We start from the raw sequence: 14571 nt of genomic DNA, 5'->3' as shown, positions 1-14571 counted from the left end.
CTCTATTTTTCTTTTCGCTGTTCTTTCCTTCCGTTCTCCTTGCTGTTCTTCTTTTCCCCTCCTCCCCCTCTCCCTCCTACATCGGTTACCGTTGAGCGGTGACGACTGCTGAGGAGTACCGGCTGCTGGGGTTTTCGGGGCTTGATCGGGAGGCGGCCGAGGTGTTCACGCCGGATCCGGTGGCGGTGAAGGAGCTCGTCGGCCAGCTGCGCGGCGCGGTTGGCAAGCTCGGGCAGGAGCCTGAGCCGATGTTCCCCGAGGACCCGCGGAACTCGGTGCAGGCGTACCTCGACACCGTGCCGGACATCCGCCGGTTCCACGCCGGGCGCGGTATCCCGGACGAGGTCAGCTGGGCCTCGCTCGCGGATCTCGGGCAGCAGCTCAAGGTCAACCGGCGTACCCACGGTGACTACGGCCTGGAGACGCACTGGTGGCTGCGGCACTTCTGGAACGGGCAGATCTACTCGCTCGGCCGGCTGCAGTACATGATCTACGAGGTCACCGAGAAGGACCCGGTTCCGGGCGTCGCGACCGGCGAGTGGGTGATCGGCGTACACATCCCGGAGACCGGCCCGCTGACGCCGGAGCTGGTCGACGACAGCCTGCGGCAGGCGCGCGAGTTCTTCCCGCGGTACTTCCCGGAGCACCCGGTCCGGATCGCGACGCTCTGGTCGTGGCTGATCGACCCGTACCTGCTGGACCACCTGCCGCAGGACTCGAACATGGTGAAGTTCGGCCGCCGGTTCACGCAGTACGGGACGCCGGTCGACAGCCAGGACAGCGCGATCTTCTTCACGTTCCGTACGCACGGCACCGACCACCTCGACGAGCTGCCGCAGGACACCACGCTGCAGCGGCTCGTGGTCGGGCGGATCAAGGACGGCGGCACCTGGCAGAGCGGGTTCGGCTACCTGGAGCTATGACCGCGCTGGTACGCCGTTCTTCGCGAGCCAGCTGGCCAGCTCCATGTTCGACACGCAACGGACGTCGGGCTGCTTGCACGTCTCCAGCACGAACTGGGTGAGCGCGTCGGAGTACACGCTGTTGTTCCAGTGGTTGAAGTGGTTGCCGAGGAACAGCGGCGGGTTGTCGCCGGCGCGGGACTTGGCCAGCGTCTGCCGGTACGTCGCGAGCACCTGCGCCTTCATCGCCGGCGCCTGGGCGATCGGCGCCCGCTTCGCCTTGGTCTGCGAGTACCAGAGGTTGTAGTCCATCGTCAGCGTGATCTTCTTCGTCCCGGCGAGCGGCACCGACTCGAGCGGGAAGTTCCAGACGCCGTTCTCCTTCTTCGGCCACGCGAGGTAGCCGGGCGTGGAGGCGTCGTACAGCATGCCGCGGCGGACCATCGCGGCCCGGTACGCGGCGCGGTTGCCCTCCAGGCACGGCGTCCGCATGCCCTTCACCGTCGACGGGTCGAACGGCGGCTCGACGGCCTTGCCCGCGGCCAGCGTCGGCCCAGTCCGGACCATCCGGTCGAACGCGTTCAGCTCGGCGGTCCACTGCGCCGTGGTCCAGCGGCCGATGCCGTTCGTGCCGCAGAAGTGCCCGTTCGCGTGCGTGCCGATCTCGTGGCCCTCGGCGATCGCGTCCCGCAGTACCGTCGTCCGGCCGAGGATGTTCGCGGTGTCACCCCAGCCGATGTCGGACGCGCCAGGCTTCTTGTACGGCGGTTTGTAGTCGGTGCGGTGGTCCTCCGGGTAGAGGTACGGCCCGGACAGGAAGAAGGTCATGCGCGCGTTGACCTGCTTGGCGACGGCGCGCCAGTGCGCCCAGAGCCCGAGGTCGCCCGCACCGTCGAAGGAGACCACCACGAACAGCGGCGGCTTCCCGTTCGGCAGCCGCGCCGGGAACGACCGCAGCACCGGCGCCGCAGCCGGGAGCCTCCCCGTCGACGGCGTGATCGAAGGAGTTGTGGGCTTCGTCGTCGGCGTCACCCCGGTCATGGGGACCGTGTGTTTGCTGGGCTTCGGAGCGCCGTCCGGCGGTACGTCGGCACACCCGACGACGACCGCCGCGACGACAACCGCAACGGCCGCGAGGTTCACCCCAGGCCTCACCACTTGTCTACTGACGCACGGATCGGCGAAAAGGTTGGCCCGGGACACGCGTCCGCGCGCAAACCCGCGCGGGGATCGTTAGGCGCCCGTGACCTTCGCGGCGCGCCGCCGGTTCGCGATCCGGCGGGACGTCTCGACGACGAGACCGATCACCGCGGCCAGGCTCAGGCTGAACGCGAGCCCCTTCAGCTGGTCGTGCGCGAACGCGTCGCCGCCGAGGTAGCCGAGCATCGCGACGTACGTGTACGCGATCGTCACGCCGAAGAACGTGAAGATCAGGAACTTCTTGAACGAGTACCGGGTCGCGCCCGCGGTCAGCGTCGCGACCATCCGGGCGCCGGGGATGTAGCGGACCGTCATCAGGATCAGCCCGCCACGTTTGTGCAGCGCGCCGGAGACCTTGTCGTAGAGCTGCTGGCGGCGCTCCTGGCGCTTCATCCAGCGGTGCAGCGCCGGACCGGAGCCGCGGCCGAGGAAGTAGCAGAAGGACTCGCCGATCACCGAGCCGGCCATCGCGACCGCCATCACGAGCGGCAGGTTCTGGTGGCCGGCGGCCGCGGCCATGCCGGCGGTGATCACCATGCCCTCGCTGGGCACCACCGGGAACACCGCGTCGACCGCGGCGGCGACGAACAGGATGAGCAGCAGCCAGTGCGACTGCATCGCGATGCTCAGCAGGTGCCGCGCGACCTCCATCAACTCCGTCACCCCGAAAGGATGCCATTGCCGGTCAAGATCGCCGCAATCCCATCGATGTCATTTCACCCGATGTTCAGAGCAGCACGGGCAGTTCGCGGATCGCGTTCATCAGGAAGCTCGGGTGCCGCGGCGGGTCCTGCGCCGGTACGGCGAGCCGCAGCCGCGGGAACCGTTCGAACAGCATCCCGAGCGCGATCCGCCCCTCCAGCCGGGCCAGCGGAGCGCCGAGGCAGTGGTGGATCCCGTGCCCGAACGCGAGGTGCGCCGAGTCCGAGCGGGTGATGTCCAGCTCGTCGGCGCGCTCCACCTTCCGCACGTCCCGGTTCGCCGGCAGCAGTGCGAACACGATCACCTCGCCGGCCTCGATCCGCCGCCCGGAGACGTCGATCGGCGCGCGGGCGACGTACGGGATCGCGGCCTGCAGCGGGCCGTCGTACCGGAGCAGCTCCTCGACGGCGGCGGGCAGCCGCTCGGGCTCGGACTTCAGCAGCTCGAGCTGGTCCGGATGCCGGAGCAGAGCGTGTACTCCGTTACTGATCAGGCTGACCGTGGTCTCGTGGCCGGCCGCGAGCAGCAGGAACACCATCGACGTGAGCTCGTCCTGGCTCAGCCGGTCACCGTCCTCCTGGACGGCGATCAGCCCGGACAGCAGGTCGCCGGTCGGCGCCTGCCGCTTCTGCGCGATCAGGTCGTGCACGAACTCGCGCATCAGCGTGATCGCCTCGACGTACTCCTCCGGGGTGTGCACGGCCGCGTTCACGAACACCGACGACCAGCGGCGGAAGTCGTCCCGGCGGACCGCGGGGATGCCGATCAGCTCGCAGATCACGGTGATCGGCAGCGGATAGCTGTACGCGTTCACCAGGTCCACGGGTCCAGCGTCCGCGCCGGCCATCTCGTCGAGCAGGCCGGTGGCGATCTCGCGGATCCGCGGCTCGAGCGCCTCGATCCGGCGCCGGGTGAACGCGGCCGCGACCAGCTTCCGCAGCCGGGTGTGGTCCGGCGGGTTCAGGTTCAGCATGTGCAGCTCGGTGCTCGCGATCAGGTCGTCCATCACCGTGTCCCGGTGCGGACCCTCCATCGACGACCGCACCACGTCCGGATGGGCGAGCAGCTCACGCGTCTCGGCGTACCCGGTGACGAGCTGCACCGGCACACCGGTGAACATCGTGAACCGCTGCACGGGCCCGGTGGAAGCAAGGTCCTCGAACCCCCAGTGCCGGGCGATGCCACTGACCTCGGTGAACGGCTGGCGCATGCGGCCAGCCTACGTTCGGCCCGAGGCCAGGTGTTCGGCCAGCTCGCCGCGGGAGTGGATGCCGAGCTTCGCGTAGATCTTGCGCAGGTGGTACTCGACGGTCTTCGGGCTCAGGAAGAGCCGGGCCGCGGCCTCCCGGATGCTGTTCCCGTCCACCAGCAGTACGGCGATCTGGCGCTCCTGCGGCGTCAGGTCGTCCGCGGTGCTCGGCACCCGGCGCCGTGCGGTCTCGCCGGTCGCCTTGAGTTCGGCCGCCGCCTGGTCGGCCCAGCCGAGCGCACCGAGCAGGTCGAACCCCTGCACCGCGAGCCGGAGCTGGGTCCGTGCGTCGACCCGCCGCCGCACCCGCCGGAGCCAGGCGCCGTACGCGAGCCGGGTCCGGGCCAGCTCGAAGGCGTCCGGCGTCTGCTCGTGCCGGCTGAGCGCGGCAAGGAATTCCTGCTCGCTCTCGCCGGCCTCCCCGAGCGCCCTGGCTGCGCGCGCCAGCGACCACGGTTGCCCTTTCGCCTCCGCGAGTACGGAGTGCTCGAGGGCCACCCGCCGTGCATCGTCCGGACGCCCCAACCGCAGATACACCTCGACCAGCTCCGGCGCCGGCGACAGGTCCGGATCCTTGATGCCGTACTCGGCCAGTCTGTCGACCAGCCGCTCGTACTGCGGCAACGCCGCGGCCGGGTCGCCCCGGGCGAGCTCCAGGTCGCCGAGCGCGAACAGCGACCACGTCGTACCGATGTGGATCTCGTGCTGTGCGCAGATCCGCAGGCATCGCAGCGCAAGCTCCTGGGACCGCGCCCTGCCCTGGTGGGACATCAGCCAGGCCAGTCCGGCCAGGTTCATCGCCTCTTCGGTCGTCTCACCGGTCTCCCGTGCCAGCCGGATCGCCTCGTCGTACGACGCCTCGGCGTCGGCCCACCGATCGGTCGTCGCGTCGTCGCGGGCGAGCAGGAACAGCAGCCCGGGCAGGGCCGCCAGCGCGACCTGTTCACGCCGTTCGTGCATCGCCTGCTGCAGCAACGCCCGCCCGGTCCCGGTCTCCCGGAGGAACAACGCCCCCATCACCGTCCAGTACTGCCGACGCCGATCCCTGCCGGCCTCGTCGTCAGGCGTCAGAGCGAGGGCGTCGCGGATCTGGTCCGTTCCGCCGCTGCCGCCGGCGAGGACCTTCGCGACGCCGCTCGCCAGCATCCCGACGATCCGCGCGCCCGGCCGCTCCAGCACCGGCAGCAAACTGTCGAGCCGGCCGGCTGCGTCGAGTCCGGCGGCGGTGTCGCACAACTGCAGACAGGCCGCGACCGCATCGGCGAGCAGTCCGACGGCGACGTCCGGTTCGGTGGACTCGGCCGCGGCCGCGACCAGGATGTCGCGCGCCCGCCGCGGCGACCCGCACTTCATCTCGATGTCGCCGCGAATCGCCTGGACGTGGATCGCGACCGGCGCCGGCGGCCGCAGCAGCAACGCGTCGTCGAGCAACACCTCGGCCCGCTCCGCCTGCCCGGCCGACCACGCGGCTTCACCGGCCGCGACCAGTCGGACCGCGGCGTCCGGCGATCCCCGGCTCAGCCGGCCGGCACGCTCGTACGCCGTCGCCGCGACCGCATACGCACCCCGGGCCGCCGCATGCTCGGCCGCAACGACCAACCCGGCCGCCACCTCGTCGTCGGCGCCGAGGACGGCCTCCGACAGGTGCCACGCGCGCCGGTCCGGGTCGGGCGCCGCCCGGGCAACCGCCTGATGCGCCGTACGACGTTCCGTCGGGTCGGCACTGGTGTAGATCGCCGACCGAACCAGCGGGTGCCGCCACTGCACCTGGCTGTCGCGGATCGCGATCAACCCGGCCGCCTCGGCTTCCGCCAGCGCAGCCACGTCGACACCGGCCTCGGCGCACCCACGGGACACGACCCCGAGCTCCGGGTCGTCCACCGCCGCGATCAGCAGGGCGGTCCGCGCGTCGCGGCTGAGCCCGTTCGCCCTGCTGGCAAAGGCTTCCGCGAGCATCGCCGGGACCGGGAGCGGTACGCCGGGAGGTATCCGGAGCAGCCGATCAGGATCATCGGCGAGCTCCAGCAACGCCAGCGGATTGCCCGCCACGGTGTGGTGCAACTGCTCGACCAGTTCCGCGGGGAGGTGCCGGATGATCTGCTGCGCGGCCTCGAGCGGGATCCCGTCCAGCCGGAGCGTCGGCAGGTCGGCCTGGAACGGCTGCAGTTGCTGACTGCGCACCGCGATCACCATCGCGATCGGGTCGGCCACCAACCGTCGCGCGGCGAACAACACGGCCTCCGCGGACGGCCGGTCCAGGAGATGCGCGTCGTCGACGAGCAGCACGACCGGCGTGTTCTCGGCGTACCGGCAGATCAGGCTGAGGGTGGCGGCGCCGACGGCGAAGCGGTCGGCCGCGCCCGCCGTGCCCGGTCCGAGTGCCAGCGCCGCGGCGAGCGCCGTCCGCTGCGGGCCGGGGATCCGGTCCAGGTCGGTCAGCGCGGGCCGCAACAGCTGCAGCAGTCCGGCGAAGGGCAGTTCGCTCTCGGCCTCGGTGCCGCGGGCGCGCAGGACCTGCAGTCCGTCGGCCAGTACGGCGGCCTCGTCCAGCAGGGTGGTCTTGCCGATGCCCGGCTCGCCGGTCACGAGCAGTACGCCCGCGGCTCCGACCCGCGCCCCCGCGATCAGTTGCTCGATCGCCCGGCGTTCGGCATCCCGCCCGATCAGCATGTTCGCAGTGTGCCACCAGGTGCCCCACCTGACGCGACGGCCGGGCTCGGCTGCCTACGTTCGGCGTACCGATTCCCACGAAGGGGGACAGAGCGATGACTGTTGCGATTGACGCCGACAAGCTGATGGGCCTGGTCTACAAGGCTGTCGACGAGGTGGGCGCGACGCTGAACGCGGCGCTCGTGGTGATGGGCGACCGGCTCGGCTACTACCAGGCACTCGCCGACCACGGCGCGGCGACACCGGCCGAGCTCGCCGAGCGGACCAGCACCGACGAGCACTACACGCGGGAGTGGCTGAACGCCCAGGCCGCCGGCGGGCTCGTCGAGTACGACGCGACCTCCGGCCGCTACACGTTGCCGCCGGAGCAGACCGTGGCACTGACCGATCCGAGCAGCCCGGCGTACCTGCCCGGCTTCTTCCAGATCGCGCTCGGCACCGTCAACCACGCCACCGAGACGATCGAGGCCGCCCGCAGCGGCGCCGGGATCGGATGGCACGAGCACACGTCCGATGTCCACATCGGATGCGAGCGGTTCTTCCGGCCGTCGTACAACGCGAATCTGCTGACCAGCTGGCTGCCCGCGCTGGAGGGTGTCGTGGGCGAGCTGGAGCGCGGTACGACGGTCGCCGACATCGGCTGCGGGCACGGCGCGTCCACGATCCTGATGGCCGGGGCGTTCCCGCGGTCGGCCTTCACCGGCTCCGACTACCACCAGGCGTCGATCGAGACCGCCCGGCAGCGCGCGGCCGACGCCGGGGTCGGCGACCGGACGTCGTTCGAGGTGGCGCCGGCGGACCGGTTCAGCGGGAGCGGGTTCGGCCTGGTGACGACGTTCGACGCCCTGCACGACATGGGCGATCCGGTCGGGACCGCCCGGCACGTCCGCGACGCACTGGCGCCGGACGGGACGTGGATGCTGGTCGAGCCGATGGCCGGGGACCATGTCGAGGACAACCTCAACCCGGTCGGCCGGGCGTACTACGGCTTCTCCACGCTGCTCTGCACACCGGCCTCGCTGTCCCAGCCGGTCGGCCTCGCACTCGGTACGCAGGCCGGCCCGGCGCGGATTCGGGACGTGACCAAGGCAGCCGGGTTCACCCGGTTCCGGACCGTCGCGCAGACGCCGTTCAACCTAGTCTTCGAGGTTCGCCCTTGACAAGACACTTCACCAATTGGTGAAGTATTGGGTGTGCTGACTGGACTGCCACGGACGTTCGGGGCGCTCGCGGATCCGACCAGGCTGGCGATCGTGGGCCGGCTGAGTCGCGGCCCGGCGACGATGGGGGAACTCGCCGGGCCGCACCGGCTCACGCCGCCGGCGATGACCAAGCACGTCCGGGTGCTGGTCGATGCCGGGCTGGTACGGCGGGAGCGGGCCGGCCGGACCGTGGTGTGCTCGCTCCGGCGGGAGGCGGTCTCCGAGGTGGAACAGTGGCTCGGCGACCTCACGTCGTACTGGAACGACACCGTTGACCGGTTGGAAGAGCTCTTACGGGAGGACGGCGATGGACACTGAGATCCGGATCGAAAGGGTGCTTCCGGCAACGATCGCACGAGTGTACGACGCGTGGACGCGGTCCGAGCTGCTGGCGCGGTGGTACTGCCCGAACCTACAGCTCGCGTTGAAGGTCGACGCGGACGTGCGCGAGGGCGGGGCGTACGTCGTGGAGATGGGCCCGCATGTGGCGCGCGGTACGTACCTGGAGGTCGAACCGCCGAACCGGCTGGTGTTCAGCTGGAAGTGGGACGGGACCGACGACGCGCCGACCCGGGTCGAGGTCGAGCTGACCGAGGTACCGGAGGGTACCCGGATGCGGCTCAGCCACACCGGGTTCGCGACCGCCGAGGACGCCGCGAACCACCGGATGGGCTGGGATCCCGAACTCGACCGCCTGGCCGGGCTGCTCAGCGTTCCGCAGCCCGACCCCGCAGCCGATCGAGGATGAGGACAAGGACGACGGTTGCCACGAGCAACACCACCGCCTCGGCCGCGGCGACGAACGCCTGACCGCGGTCGGTCAACGCGAAGATGCTCACCGGCAACGTCCGCCACGACGCCGGGTAGACCATGATCGTCGCGCCGACCTCGCCCATCGACAGCGCGACCGACAACCCCGCCGCCGAGGCGATCGCGGGCAGCAGCATCGGCAACCGGACCCGCCACAACACCCGCGCCGGCGAAGCACCGAGCGAGGCGGCGACATCGGCGCACGACGGATCGACGCGCTGCAGGGCGGCCGCGACCGTTCCGTAGCTGAAGGCAACCATCAGCACGAGGTGGGCGATCACCACGATCCACTTGGTGCCGTTCAGCAGGATCGGCTGCCGGGAGAACGCGACCAGCAGACCGAGCCCGACGACCACGGACGGTACGGCGATCGGCAGATGGTGCATGGCGTCCGCGAGCCGGGCGAACCGGGTGTTCGCGGCCGAGAGCGCGCCCCAGGTGCCGAACACGACCGCGAGCAGCCCGCCCATGAACGCTGTCTGCAGGCTGACCGAGAGCGACGCGAGCTCGTCACCGGACAGGGCCTGTTGAAGGTGGCTGGTGGTCGGGTCCGACGGGAGTACGCCGTTCCACGAACCGGCGAACGCGGCGGCGATCACGACCAGGAACGGTGCCAGCACGAGTACGCCGAAGACGACCGCGAAGGCGGTCCAGACGACGGCCTTCCCCGACTTAGTCCAGACGAGCACGGCGGCCTCCTCCAAGCGCTGCGCGCAGTACGGCGTACAGGCCGAGCGAGAGCGCGATCTGGACGACGGCGATCACGCACGCGCCCGGGTAGTCGAACATCACGATGCCTTTGGTGTGGACGAGCATCGGGAGCGTGGTGGTGTTCTTCGCCCCGAGGAACAGGACGATGCCGAACTCGTTCAACGTGAGCAGCAAGGTCAGGCTGCCGCCGGCCACCAGTGCCGGTCGTACCTCGGGGAGCACCACCTGCCGCAGTACCCGCCAGGGGCCCGCGCCGAGGCTGGCGGCGACGTCGAGCTGCGCGCGTGGGAGGCGACTCATTGCTGCTAGCAACGGTCTCATGACGAAGGGGGTGTAGAACGTGACTTCGGCCAGCACCACCGCCCACGGTGAGGTGAGGAACCCGCCCGCGCGGAGGATGCCCGTACTCCCGTAGATGAAGGTGAACGACAGCGCGACGAGGAACGACGGCAGCGCCAGCATCGTGTCCACCAGACCGGCAACCACCCGCGCTCCGGGGAACGGTACGAAGCTGATCACGACGGCCAGGAACGTGCCCACGATCAGGCATCCGATCGTCGAACCGACCGCGATCTGCACGGTCCGCACCAGCGCGTCGCGGAACTCCGCCGACCCGACCACCGTGCCCCAGGCCGGCAACGACTCCACCGCCACCAGCACCAACGGATAGACCACCAGTACGGCGATCACCAGCAACGGCGGCAGGACCCACAACCACTTCCCGTCCCGCCGTCGCCCCCGATCCACCACCAGCGCGGTACCCAACGCCTCAACAGCCATCAGTCCCCCACCACCAAACTGCAAGCCTCCACCGGCAACCCCATCACCACCGAAGCCCCCAACTCCGGCACCCACCGATCGGCCGCAACATCCACCCGCACCACCACATCCCCCAACCCCTCCACAGCACAGGTAACCCGCTTGGAGTCCCCCCGCCACTGCACCCCCACCACCCGCCCACCCAGCCCCGCATCCGCCCCCAGCCGAATTGCATGCGGCCGCACACACAACAAGCTCTTGCCCGGCTCTGCCTTCAATCCTGGGATCTCGTGGCCTGCCACCCTGACGGCGCCTTCGGAAACCTCGACGGGCAGCAGGTTCGCCCCGCCCAGGAACGACGCGGTGAACGCCGACGGCGGGGCGGCGTACAGCTCGGCGGCCGGTGCGACATCGACCAGCCGCGCGTCCCGCATGACAGCGATCCGATCCGCGAGCGCGAGCGCCTCCGACTGATCATGCGTCACGTACACGATCGCGATGTCCGGCACCTCCCGCCGCAGCTTCTGCAGCTCACCCAGCATGTCCGCACGCAACTGCGCGTCCAACGCCGCCAACGGCTCGTCGAGCAACAACACGGGCGGCTTGATCGCAAGCGCCCGCGCAATAGCCACCCGCTGCTGCTGCCCACCCGACAACTCCCGCGGAAAACGGGTCCGGAATTCCGCCATTCCGACCATGTCGAGCATTTCCGTAACCCGCGCGGTCACCTCCGCCTTCGGCTTGTGCGCCGCCTTCAACCCGAAGGCCACGTTGTCCGCAACCCGCAAATGCGGGAACAGCGCGTAGTTCTGCACCACCACCCCGATCCCCCGCCGCGCCGGCGGGAGATCGGTGACGTCCCGGCCGCCGAGCCGGATCCGCCCGCGGGACGGCCGGACGAACCCGGCCACCGCCTTCAGCGCGGTCGACTTCCCGGACCCGGACGGCCCTAGCAACGCGACCGTCTCACCGGCCGCGACGCTCAGGTCCAGTCCTTCCAGCGCGACCGTGCGGCCGTACTGCACCGTCACGTCCTCGAGCTGAACGGTCATCCCACAGCCTTCGTGTACGCCGCGACGTCCGCGTCCAGATCCGTCAGTACGGCGGCCCAGTCCGGCTGCCACACCTCGACACCGTCGGTCGCCTTCTGGACCGCCGTGAAGTTCGCGTCGGCCGGCTGTACGTCGTCCCGCGCCGGCAACCCGTACGCGTCCTTCGAGATCGTCTGCTGCGCATCCGTCGACAGCAGGTAGTCCATCAACTGCTTTCCACCGTCGGCGTTCGGCGCACCGGCACCGAGCCCCATCACGTACGGCAGCGCCAGCGTCGTCCGCTTGCCCTGGACCGCCGGGAAGAAGATGCTGAACGCCGACTTGTCGTTGGCGATCGACGCCGCGTTCATCTGCACGTCGCCGTTGGCCACCAGCAGCTCACCCTTGCTCACCTTCGGCTGCAGCTTGCCGGTCGACGCGGACGGCCCGACGTTGTTCGCCTCCAGCTTCTTCAGGTACGAGAGCGCGCCGTCCTTGCCCAGCAGATGCTGGAGCAGCAGCAGTACGGCCGTACCGTCACCCGCCTGCCCCGGCGTCGAGTACTGCAGTTTGCCCTTGAACCTCGGGTCGAGCAGGTCGTCGAACGTCTTCGGCGTACCGGCCTGGGCGTTCGCGATGAAACACAGGTAGTTGTCGACGACCGTCACGTAGTCGTCGCCCTTGACGCCCTTCACGTGGTCCGCGCCCGGTACGGCGTACTTCTGCAGCAGCCCGTCCTTGTCCGCCTTCTGGATGAACGGCGGCAGCGTGACGACGACGTCGGCCTGCGGGTTGGACTTCTCCTTCTGCAGCCGCGACACCACCTCACCGGAGCCGGCCTCGACGGTCTGGACCTTGATCCCGGTCTTCTGGGTGAACGCGTCGAACCGGGTCTTGTACCAGTCGGCGAGCCCGTCGGCGGTGTAGACGGTGACAGTCTTCTTCGCACCGTCGCCGGTGGTCGAGGCCGCACCGGTCCCGCCACAGGCGGCGGCAACGGTCAGTACGAGGGTGGTCGCGAGCAGGGTCTTGAGTGCCTTCACTTCTCCAGCCTTCGATCGAGGAGCAGGCCGGGCAGGTCCCGGACCGACTCGAGTACGTTCGTAGCGCCCGCGGCGGTCAGTTGTTCGTTGCCGTGGGCACCGGTCAGGACGCCGGCCACGATCCCGGCACCGGCCCGGATCCCGGTCGTCATGTCGTAGGCGGTGTCCCCGGCCACGGCCACGTTCTGGACGCCGTCGGCGCGCAGTTCGAGGAGTGCCTTCAGCACCATGTCCGGGTACGGTCTGCCACGGCCCGCCTGCGCCGGGCAGAGAGTGAGGTCGGCCAGCTGCCGCCAGCCGAGAGCGGTCAGGATCCGGTGTTGAGTGGTCTCGGAGAAGCCGGTGGTCAGGCAGACCTTGATCCCGGCGTCCCGGAGTTCCTGGATCGCGTCGGCGGCCCCGTCGACCGGTGCCAGTCCGCCGTCGACGAGTTCGCCGTACGCCGCCTCGAACGCCGCGTTGGCCCGCTGCGCCGCGTCCTCGGCGCCGAGCAGCGCGCGGAACACGGTGATCTTGGACTCGCCCATCGTGGCGCGGACGTGCGCGATCATCTCGTCGTACCGCGGGGTCCCCGGTTCGATGCCCTGGGCCCCGATCGCCGCGGTGAACGCCTGCTCGACCAGCCCGTCGTCGGCAACGGTCGTCCCCGCCATGTCGAGCACCGCCAGCTGAATCATCGCCCCGCCCCTTCGTCGGACGCCCGTCCAGCCAGGTCGTCAACGCCTGCAGGGGATCCGGGTCGCGGCGAGCGTGCGCCCTCGATCGCCTCGAAGCTCGCCTCGGCGATCGCCGGCGCCATGGTCATCCCGCGTCCGCCGGGCCCGGTCACGAGATACACGCCCGAAGCAACCTCCCGCCGCACCACCACCTCATTGCTGGTGGCCTGCGAATACACGCCGGCCCATCGTTGGGTGATCACGGGCAGTTCCCGTCCGAGAATGCTTTCGACCACCCCGCGCAGGTAGTCGTACGGATCGGTCTGTACGTCGAACCCGAATGGCTCGTCGTACTCGTGGGTGTCACCAATCGTCAGCCCACCGTGCGTCCGCTGCACCATCAGCAGCTGCATCTTGTGCTCGTCGGCCACCTTCGCCTGCGGCGGCAGTTCCCCGAGCGCGGGACCGGCGAAGGCCGGGTAGTACCGGAAGCTGTCACCGTCCGCGACCGCGGTGGTGAGCGTGTCGTCGAGCGGCGCCGTCTGCATCATCTGTAGGCGCACCCGGCGTACCGGCAGGTCGTCGGTCAGCTCGCGGATCAGCCCGCTGTGCCAGGCGCCCGTACACAGGAACACCAGGTCGCCCGCGTGGACGTCGCCGTGGTCGTCGACGACCTCACCGGTCCGGACGTTGCGTACTTCGCGTCCTCCGAGGAAGCGGTACCGGCCGGACTTCTCCAGCTCGGCCCGCAGCGCCGGCAGGACCTCGCGGGGTTCGACGATCGCGTCCCGGGCGCACCACAGCGCGCCGTGCAGATCGCCCTTCAGCGCGGGGTTGCGTTCCCGGGTCTGCTCCGCGTCGAGTACCTGGAACCCGCGCGCCGCCGCGTCCGGGCGGGCCGCCGCCTCCTTGGCGACCGCGAGCTCGGCCTCACTCCGGCAGACCGTCAGCGAGCCTGCGGTCCGCACGCCGATCCCCGGCACCTCGGCCCACAGGTCACGGGCCCGCTGCGCCAGCTCCACCTCGGCACCGTCGGCGCGACCGCTGACCCACACCAGCCCGAAGTTCCGCACGCTCGCGCCGCGCGCCTCAAGCTCACGCTCGAGGTGCAGCACCTCGTACCCACGCCGTACCGCCTGCCAGGCATGAAACGTGCCCAGCACGCCACCACCCACCACAACCACCCGCACATCCGCTCCTCTCGTCAAGACCAACATTGGTCCGGACCAATGAAAAGCACAGGCGGGTCGCCGGTCCACCAGGTAAACCTCGGAGGAACAGTTGGATGGCGGATCGCCACGCCATCACAATCCAGCCGTGGAGACCCGCCGCAGCGCACGAGCGCGCCGAGCGGCGCAGTTGTGATGGCCCAGCGATCCACCCCAACCGCGAAGCACGGCACCTGACGACGCGGAGGACCGCGCGTGACGCGCCCTTCGGGGCGGGGAGAACGGCGCGGACGCGCGCAGGGCGCGCCTTTCGCGGGCGGAGACCCGCGCGGGGGACGCACTTCAGGCGCGGAGGACGGAGGAGAGGACGGCGCGGGGCGCGGCTCAGGAGCGGAGGACGGCGCGGGGCGCGGCTCAGGGGGACAGCGCCGGGTGGGGCTTAGGGGCGGAGGATGGCTCGGAAGCCG

The 14571-nt window shown here is 70.2% G+C and carries 14 protein-coding genes; 4 read left to right on the top strand and 10 right to left on the bottom strand.

Annotation, left to right across the window (positions count from 1 at the left end; genetic code table 11):
• Positions 1 to 98 precede the first annotated feature (98 nt).
• Positions 99 to 923: an acyltransferase domain-containing protein gene (locus ACFV9C_RS14895; RefSeq protein ID WP_380193871.1), complete on the top strand. Its 825-nt coding sequence runs from the start codon at positions 99 to 101 to the stop codon at positions 921 to 923.
• Here the strand turns inward: ACFV9C_RS14895 and ACFV9C_RS14890 are convergent.
• The 4 genes from ACFV9C_RS14890 to ACFV9C_RS14875 form a co-directional block, all read right to left on the bottom strand.
• Positions 918 to 2060 carry a hypothetical protein gene (locus tag ACFV9C_RS14890; protein ID WP_380193870.1) on the bottom strand — a complete coding sequence of 381 codons (1143 nt, stop codon included), beginning with the start codon at positions 2058 to 2060 and terminating at the stop codon, positions 918 to 920. The two genes, ACFV9C_RS14895 and ACFV9C_RS14890, sit on opposite strands and share 6 nt — an antisense overlap.
• Before the next feature lie 75 nt (positions 2061 to 2135).
• Positions 2136 to 2765, bottom strand: a complete 630-nt coding sequence (locus ACFV9C_RS14885) for a DedA family protein (protein ID WP_380193868.1) — start codon at positions 2763 to 2765, stop codon at positions 2136 to 2138.
• A 64-nt stretch (positions 2766 to 2829) separates the two neighbouring features.
• On the bottom strand, positions 2830 to 4014 hold the full coding sequence (locus tag ACFV9C_RS14880) for a cytochrome P450 (RefSeq protein WP_380193867.1): 1185 nt from the start codon (positions 4012 to 4014) through the stop codon (positions 2830 to 2832).
• 9 nt (positions 4015 to 4023) lie between these two features.
• On the bottom strand, positions 4024 to 6723 hold the full coding sequence (locus ACFV9C_RS14875; protein WP_380193865.1) for an AAA family ATPase: 2700 nt from the start codon (positions 6721 to 6723) through the stop codon (positions 4024 to 4026).
• Between the two features lie 95 nt (positions 6724 to 6818).
• Here ACFV9C_RS14875 and ACFV9C_RS14870 point away from each other — a divergent pair, with 95 nt between their 5' ends.
• From ACFV9C_RS14870 to ACFV9C_RS14860, 3 genes are read left to right on the top strand one after another with little or no spacing between them, the layout of a single operon-like run.
• Entirely contained in the window at positions 6819 to 7883 is a 1065-nt protein-coding gene (locus ACFV9C_RS14870) for a class I SAM-dependent methyltransferase (protein WP_380193863.1), read from the top strand.
• A gap of 33 nt (positions 7884 to 7916) precedes the next feature.
• The gene (locus ACFV9C_RS14865; RefSeq protein WP_380193862.1) at positions 7917 to 8243 is read left to right on the top strand and encodes an ArsR/SmtB family transcription factor; all 327 of its coding nucleotides are present in this window, start codon (positions 7917 to 7919) and stop codon (positions 8241 to 8243) included.
• Complete coding sequence (locus tag ACFV9C_RS14860; protein WP_380193861.1) at positions 8233 to 8673, top strand: SRPBCC domain-containing protein; 441 nt, start codon at positions 8233 to 8235, stop codon at positions 8671 to 8673. The genes ACFV9C_RS14865 and ACFV9C_RS14860 overlap by 11 nt, the downstream gene beginning before the upstream one ends.
• Here ACFV9C_RS14860 and ACFV9C_RS14855 read toward each other — a convergent pair.
• Genes ACFV9C_RS14855 through ACFV9C_RS14830 form a run of 6 tightly spaced genes read right to left on the bottom strand, consistent with a single transcriptional unit; the run spans position 8633 to position 14125 of the window.
• Positions 8633 to 9424, bottom strand: a complete 792-nt coding sequence (locus ACFV9C_RS14855) for an ABC transporter permease (protein ID WP_380193859.1) — start codon at positions 9422 to 9424, stop codon at positions 8633 to 8635. The two genes, ACFV9C_RS14860 and ACFV9C_RS14855, sit on opposite strands and share 41 nt — an antisense overlap.
• On the bottom strand, positions 9408 to 10226 hold the full coding sequence (locus tag ACFV9C_RS14850) for a 2-aminoethylphosphonate ABC transporter permease subunit (protein WP_380193857.1): 819 nt from the start codon (positions 10224 to 10226) through the stop codon (positions 9408 to 9410). Before ACFV9C_RS14850 ends, ACFV9C_RS14855 begins: the two co-directional genes overlap by 17 nt.
• A complete protein-coding gene (locus ACFV9C_RS14845) occupies positions 10226 to 11257 on the bottom strand; it encodes an ABC transporter ATP-binding protein (RefSeq protein ID WP_380193856.1) in 1032 nt (343 codons plus the stop codon). Before ACFV9C_RS14845 ends, ACFV9C_RS14850 begins: the two co-directional genes overlap by 1 nt.
• Positions 11254 to 12279: a 2-aminoethylphosphonate ABC transporter substrate-binding protein gene (locus tag ACFV9C_RS14840; RefSeq protein ID WP_380193854.1), complete on the bottom strand. Its 1026-nt coding sequence runs from the start codon at positions 12277 to 12279 to the stop codon at positions 11254 to 11256. The genes ACFV9C_RS14845 and ACFV9C_RS14840 overlap by 4 nt, the downstream gene beginning before the upstream one ends.
• Positions 12276 to 12956 (bottom strand): phosphonatase-like hydrolase, encoded by a 681-nt coding sequence (locus tag ACFV9C_RS14835; protein ID WP_380193852.1) that lies wholly within the window; start codon positions 12954 to 12956, stop codon positions 12276 to 12278. The genes ACFV9C_RS14840 and ACFV9C_RS14835 overlap by 4 nt, the downstream gene beginning before the upstream one ends.
• Entirely contained in the window at positions 12953 to 14125 is a 1173-nt protein-coding gene (locus ACFV9C_RS14830) for a TIGR03364 family FAD-dependent oxidoreductase (protein ID WP_380193850.1), read from the bottom strand. The genes ACFV9C_RS14835 and ACFV9C_RS14830 overlap by 4 nt, the downstream gene beginning before the upstream one ends.
• Positions 14126 to 14571 lie beyond the last annotated feature (446 nt).

Source organism: Kribbella sp. NPDC059898, from assembly GCF_042730855.1.
Classification (GTDB): Bacteria; Actinomycetota; Actinomycetes; order Propionibacteriales; family Kribbellaceae; genus Kribbella.
This window is presented reverse-complemented; position numbering and strand designations above follow the sequence as displayed.

Excerpts from the sequence above, each read along its gene's own strand:
- ACFV9C_RS14880 (WP_380193867.1), bottom strand. The coding sequence starts at position 4,014 with ATGCGCCAGCCGTTCACCGAGGTCAGTGGCATCGCCCGGCACTGGGGG.
- ACFV9C_RS14875 (WP_380193865.1), bottom strand. The coding sequence starts at position 6,723 with ATGCTGATCGGGCGGGATGCCGAACGCCGGGCGATCGAGCAACTGATC.
- ACFV9C_RS14870 (WP_380193863.1), top strand. The coding sequence starts at position 6,819 with ATGACTGTTGCGATTGACGCCGACAAGCTGATGGGCCTGGTCTACAAG.
- ACFV9C_RS14860 (WP_380193861.1), top strand. The coding sequence starts at position 8,233 with ATGGACACTGAGATCCGGATCGAAAGGGTGCTTCCGGCAACGATCGCA.
- ACFV9C_RS14850 (WP_380193857.1), bottom strand. The coding sequence starts at position 10,226 with ATGGCTGTTGAGGCGTTGGGTACCGCGCTGGTGGTGGATCGGGGGCGA.
- ACFV9C_RS14845 (WP_380193856.1), bottom strand. The coding sequence starts at position 11,257 with ATGACCGTTCAGCTCGAGGACGTGACGGTGCAGTACGGCCGCACGGTC.
- ACFV9C_RS14835 (WP_380193852.1), bottom strand. The coding sequence starts at position 12,956 with ATGATTCAGCTGGCGGTGCTCGACATGGCGGGGACGACCGTTGCCGAC.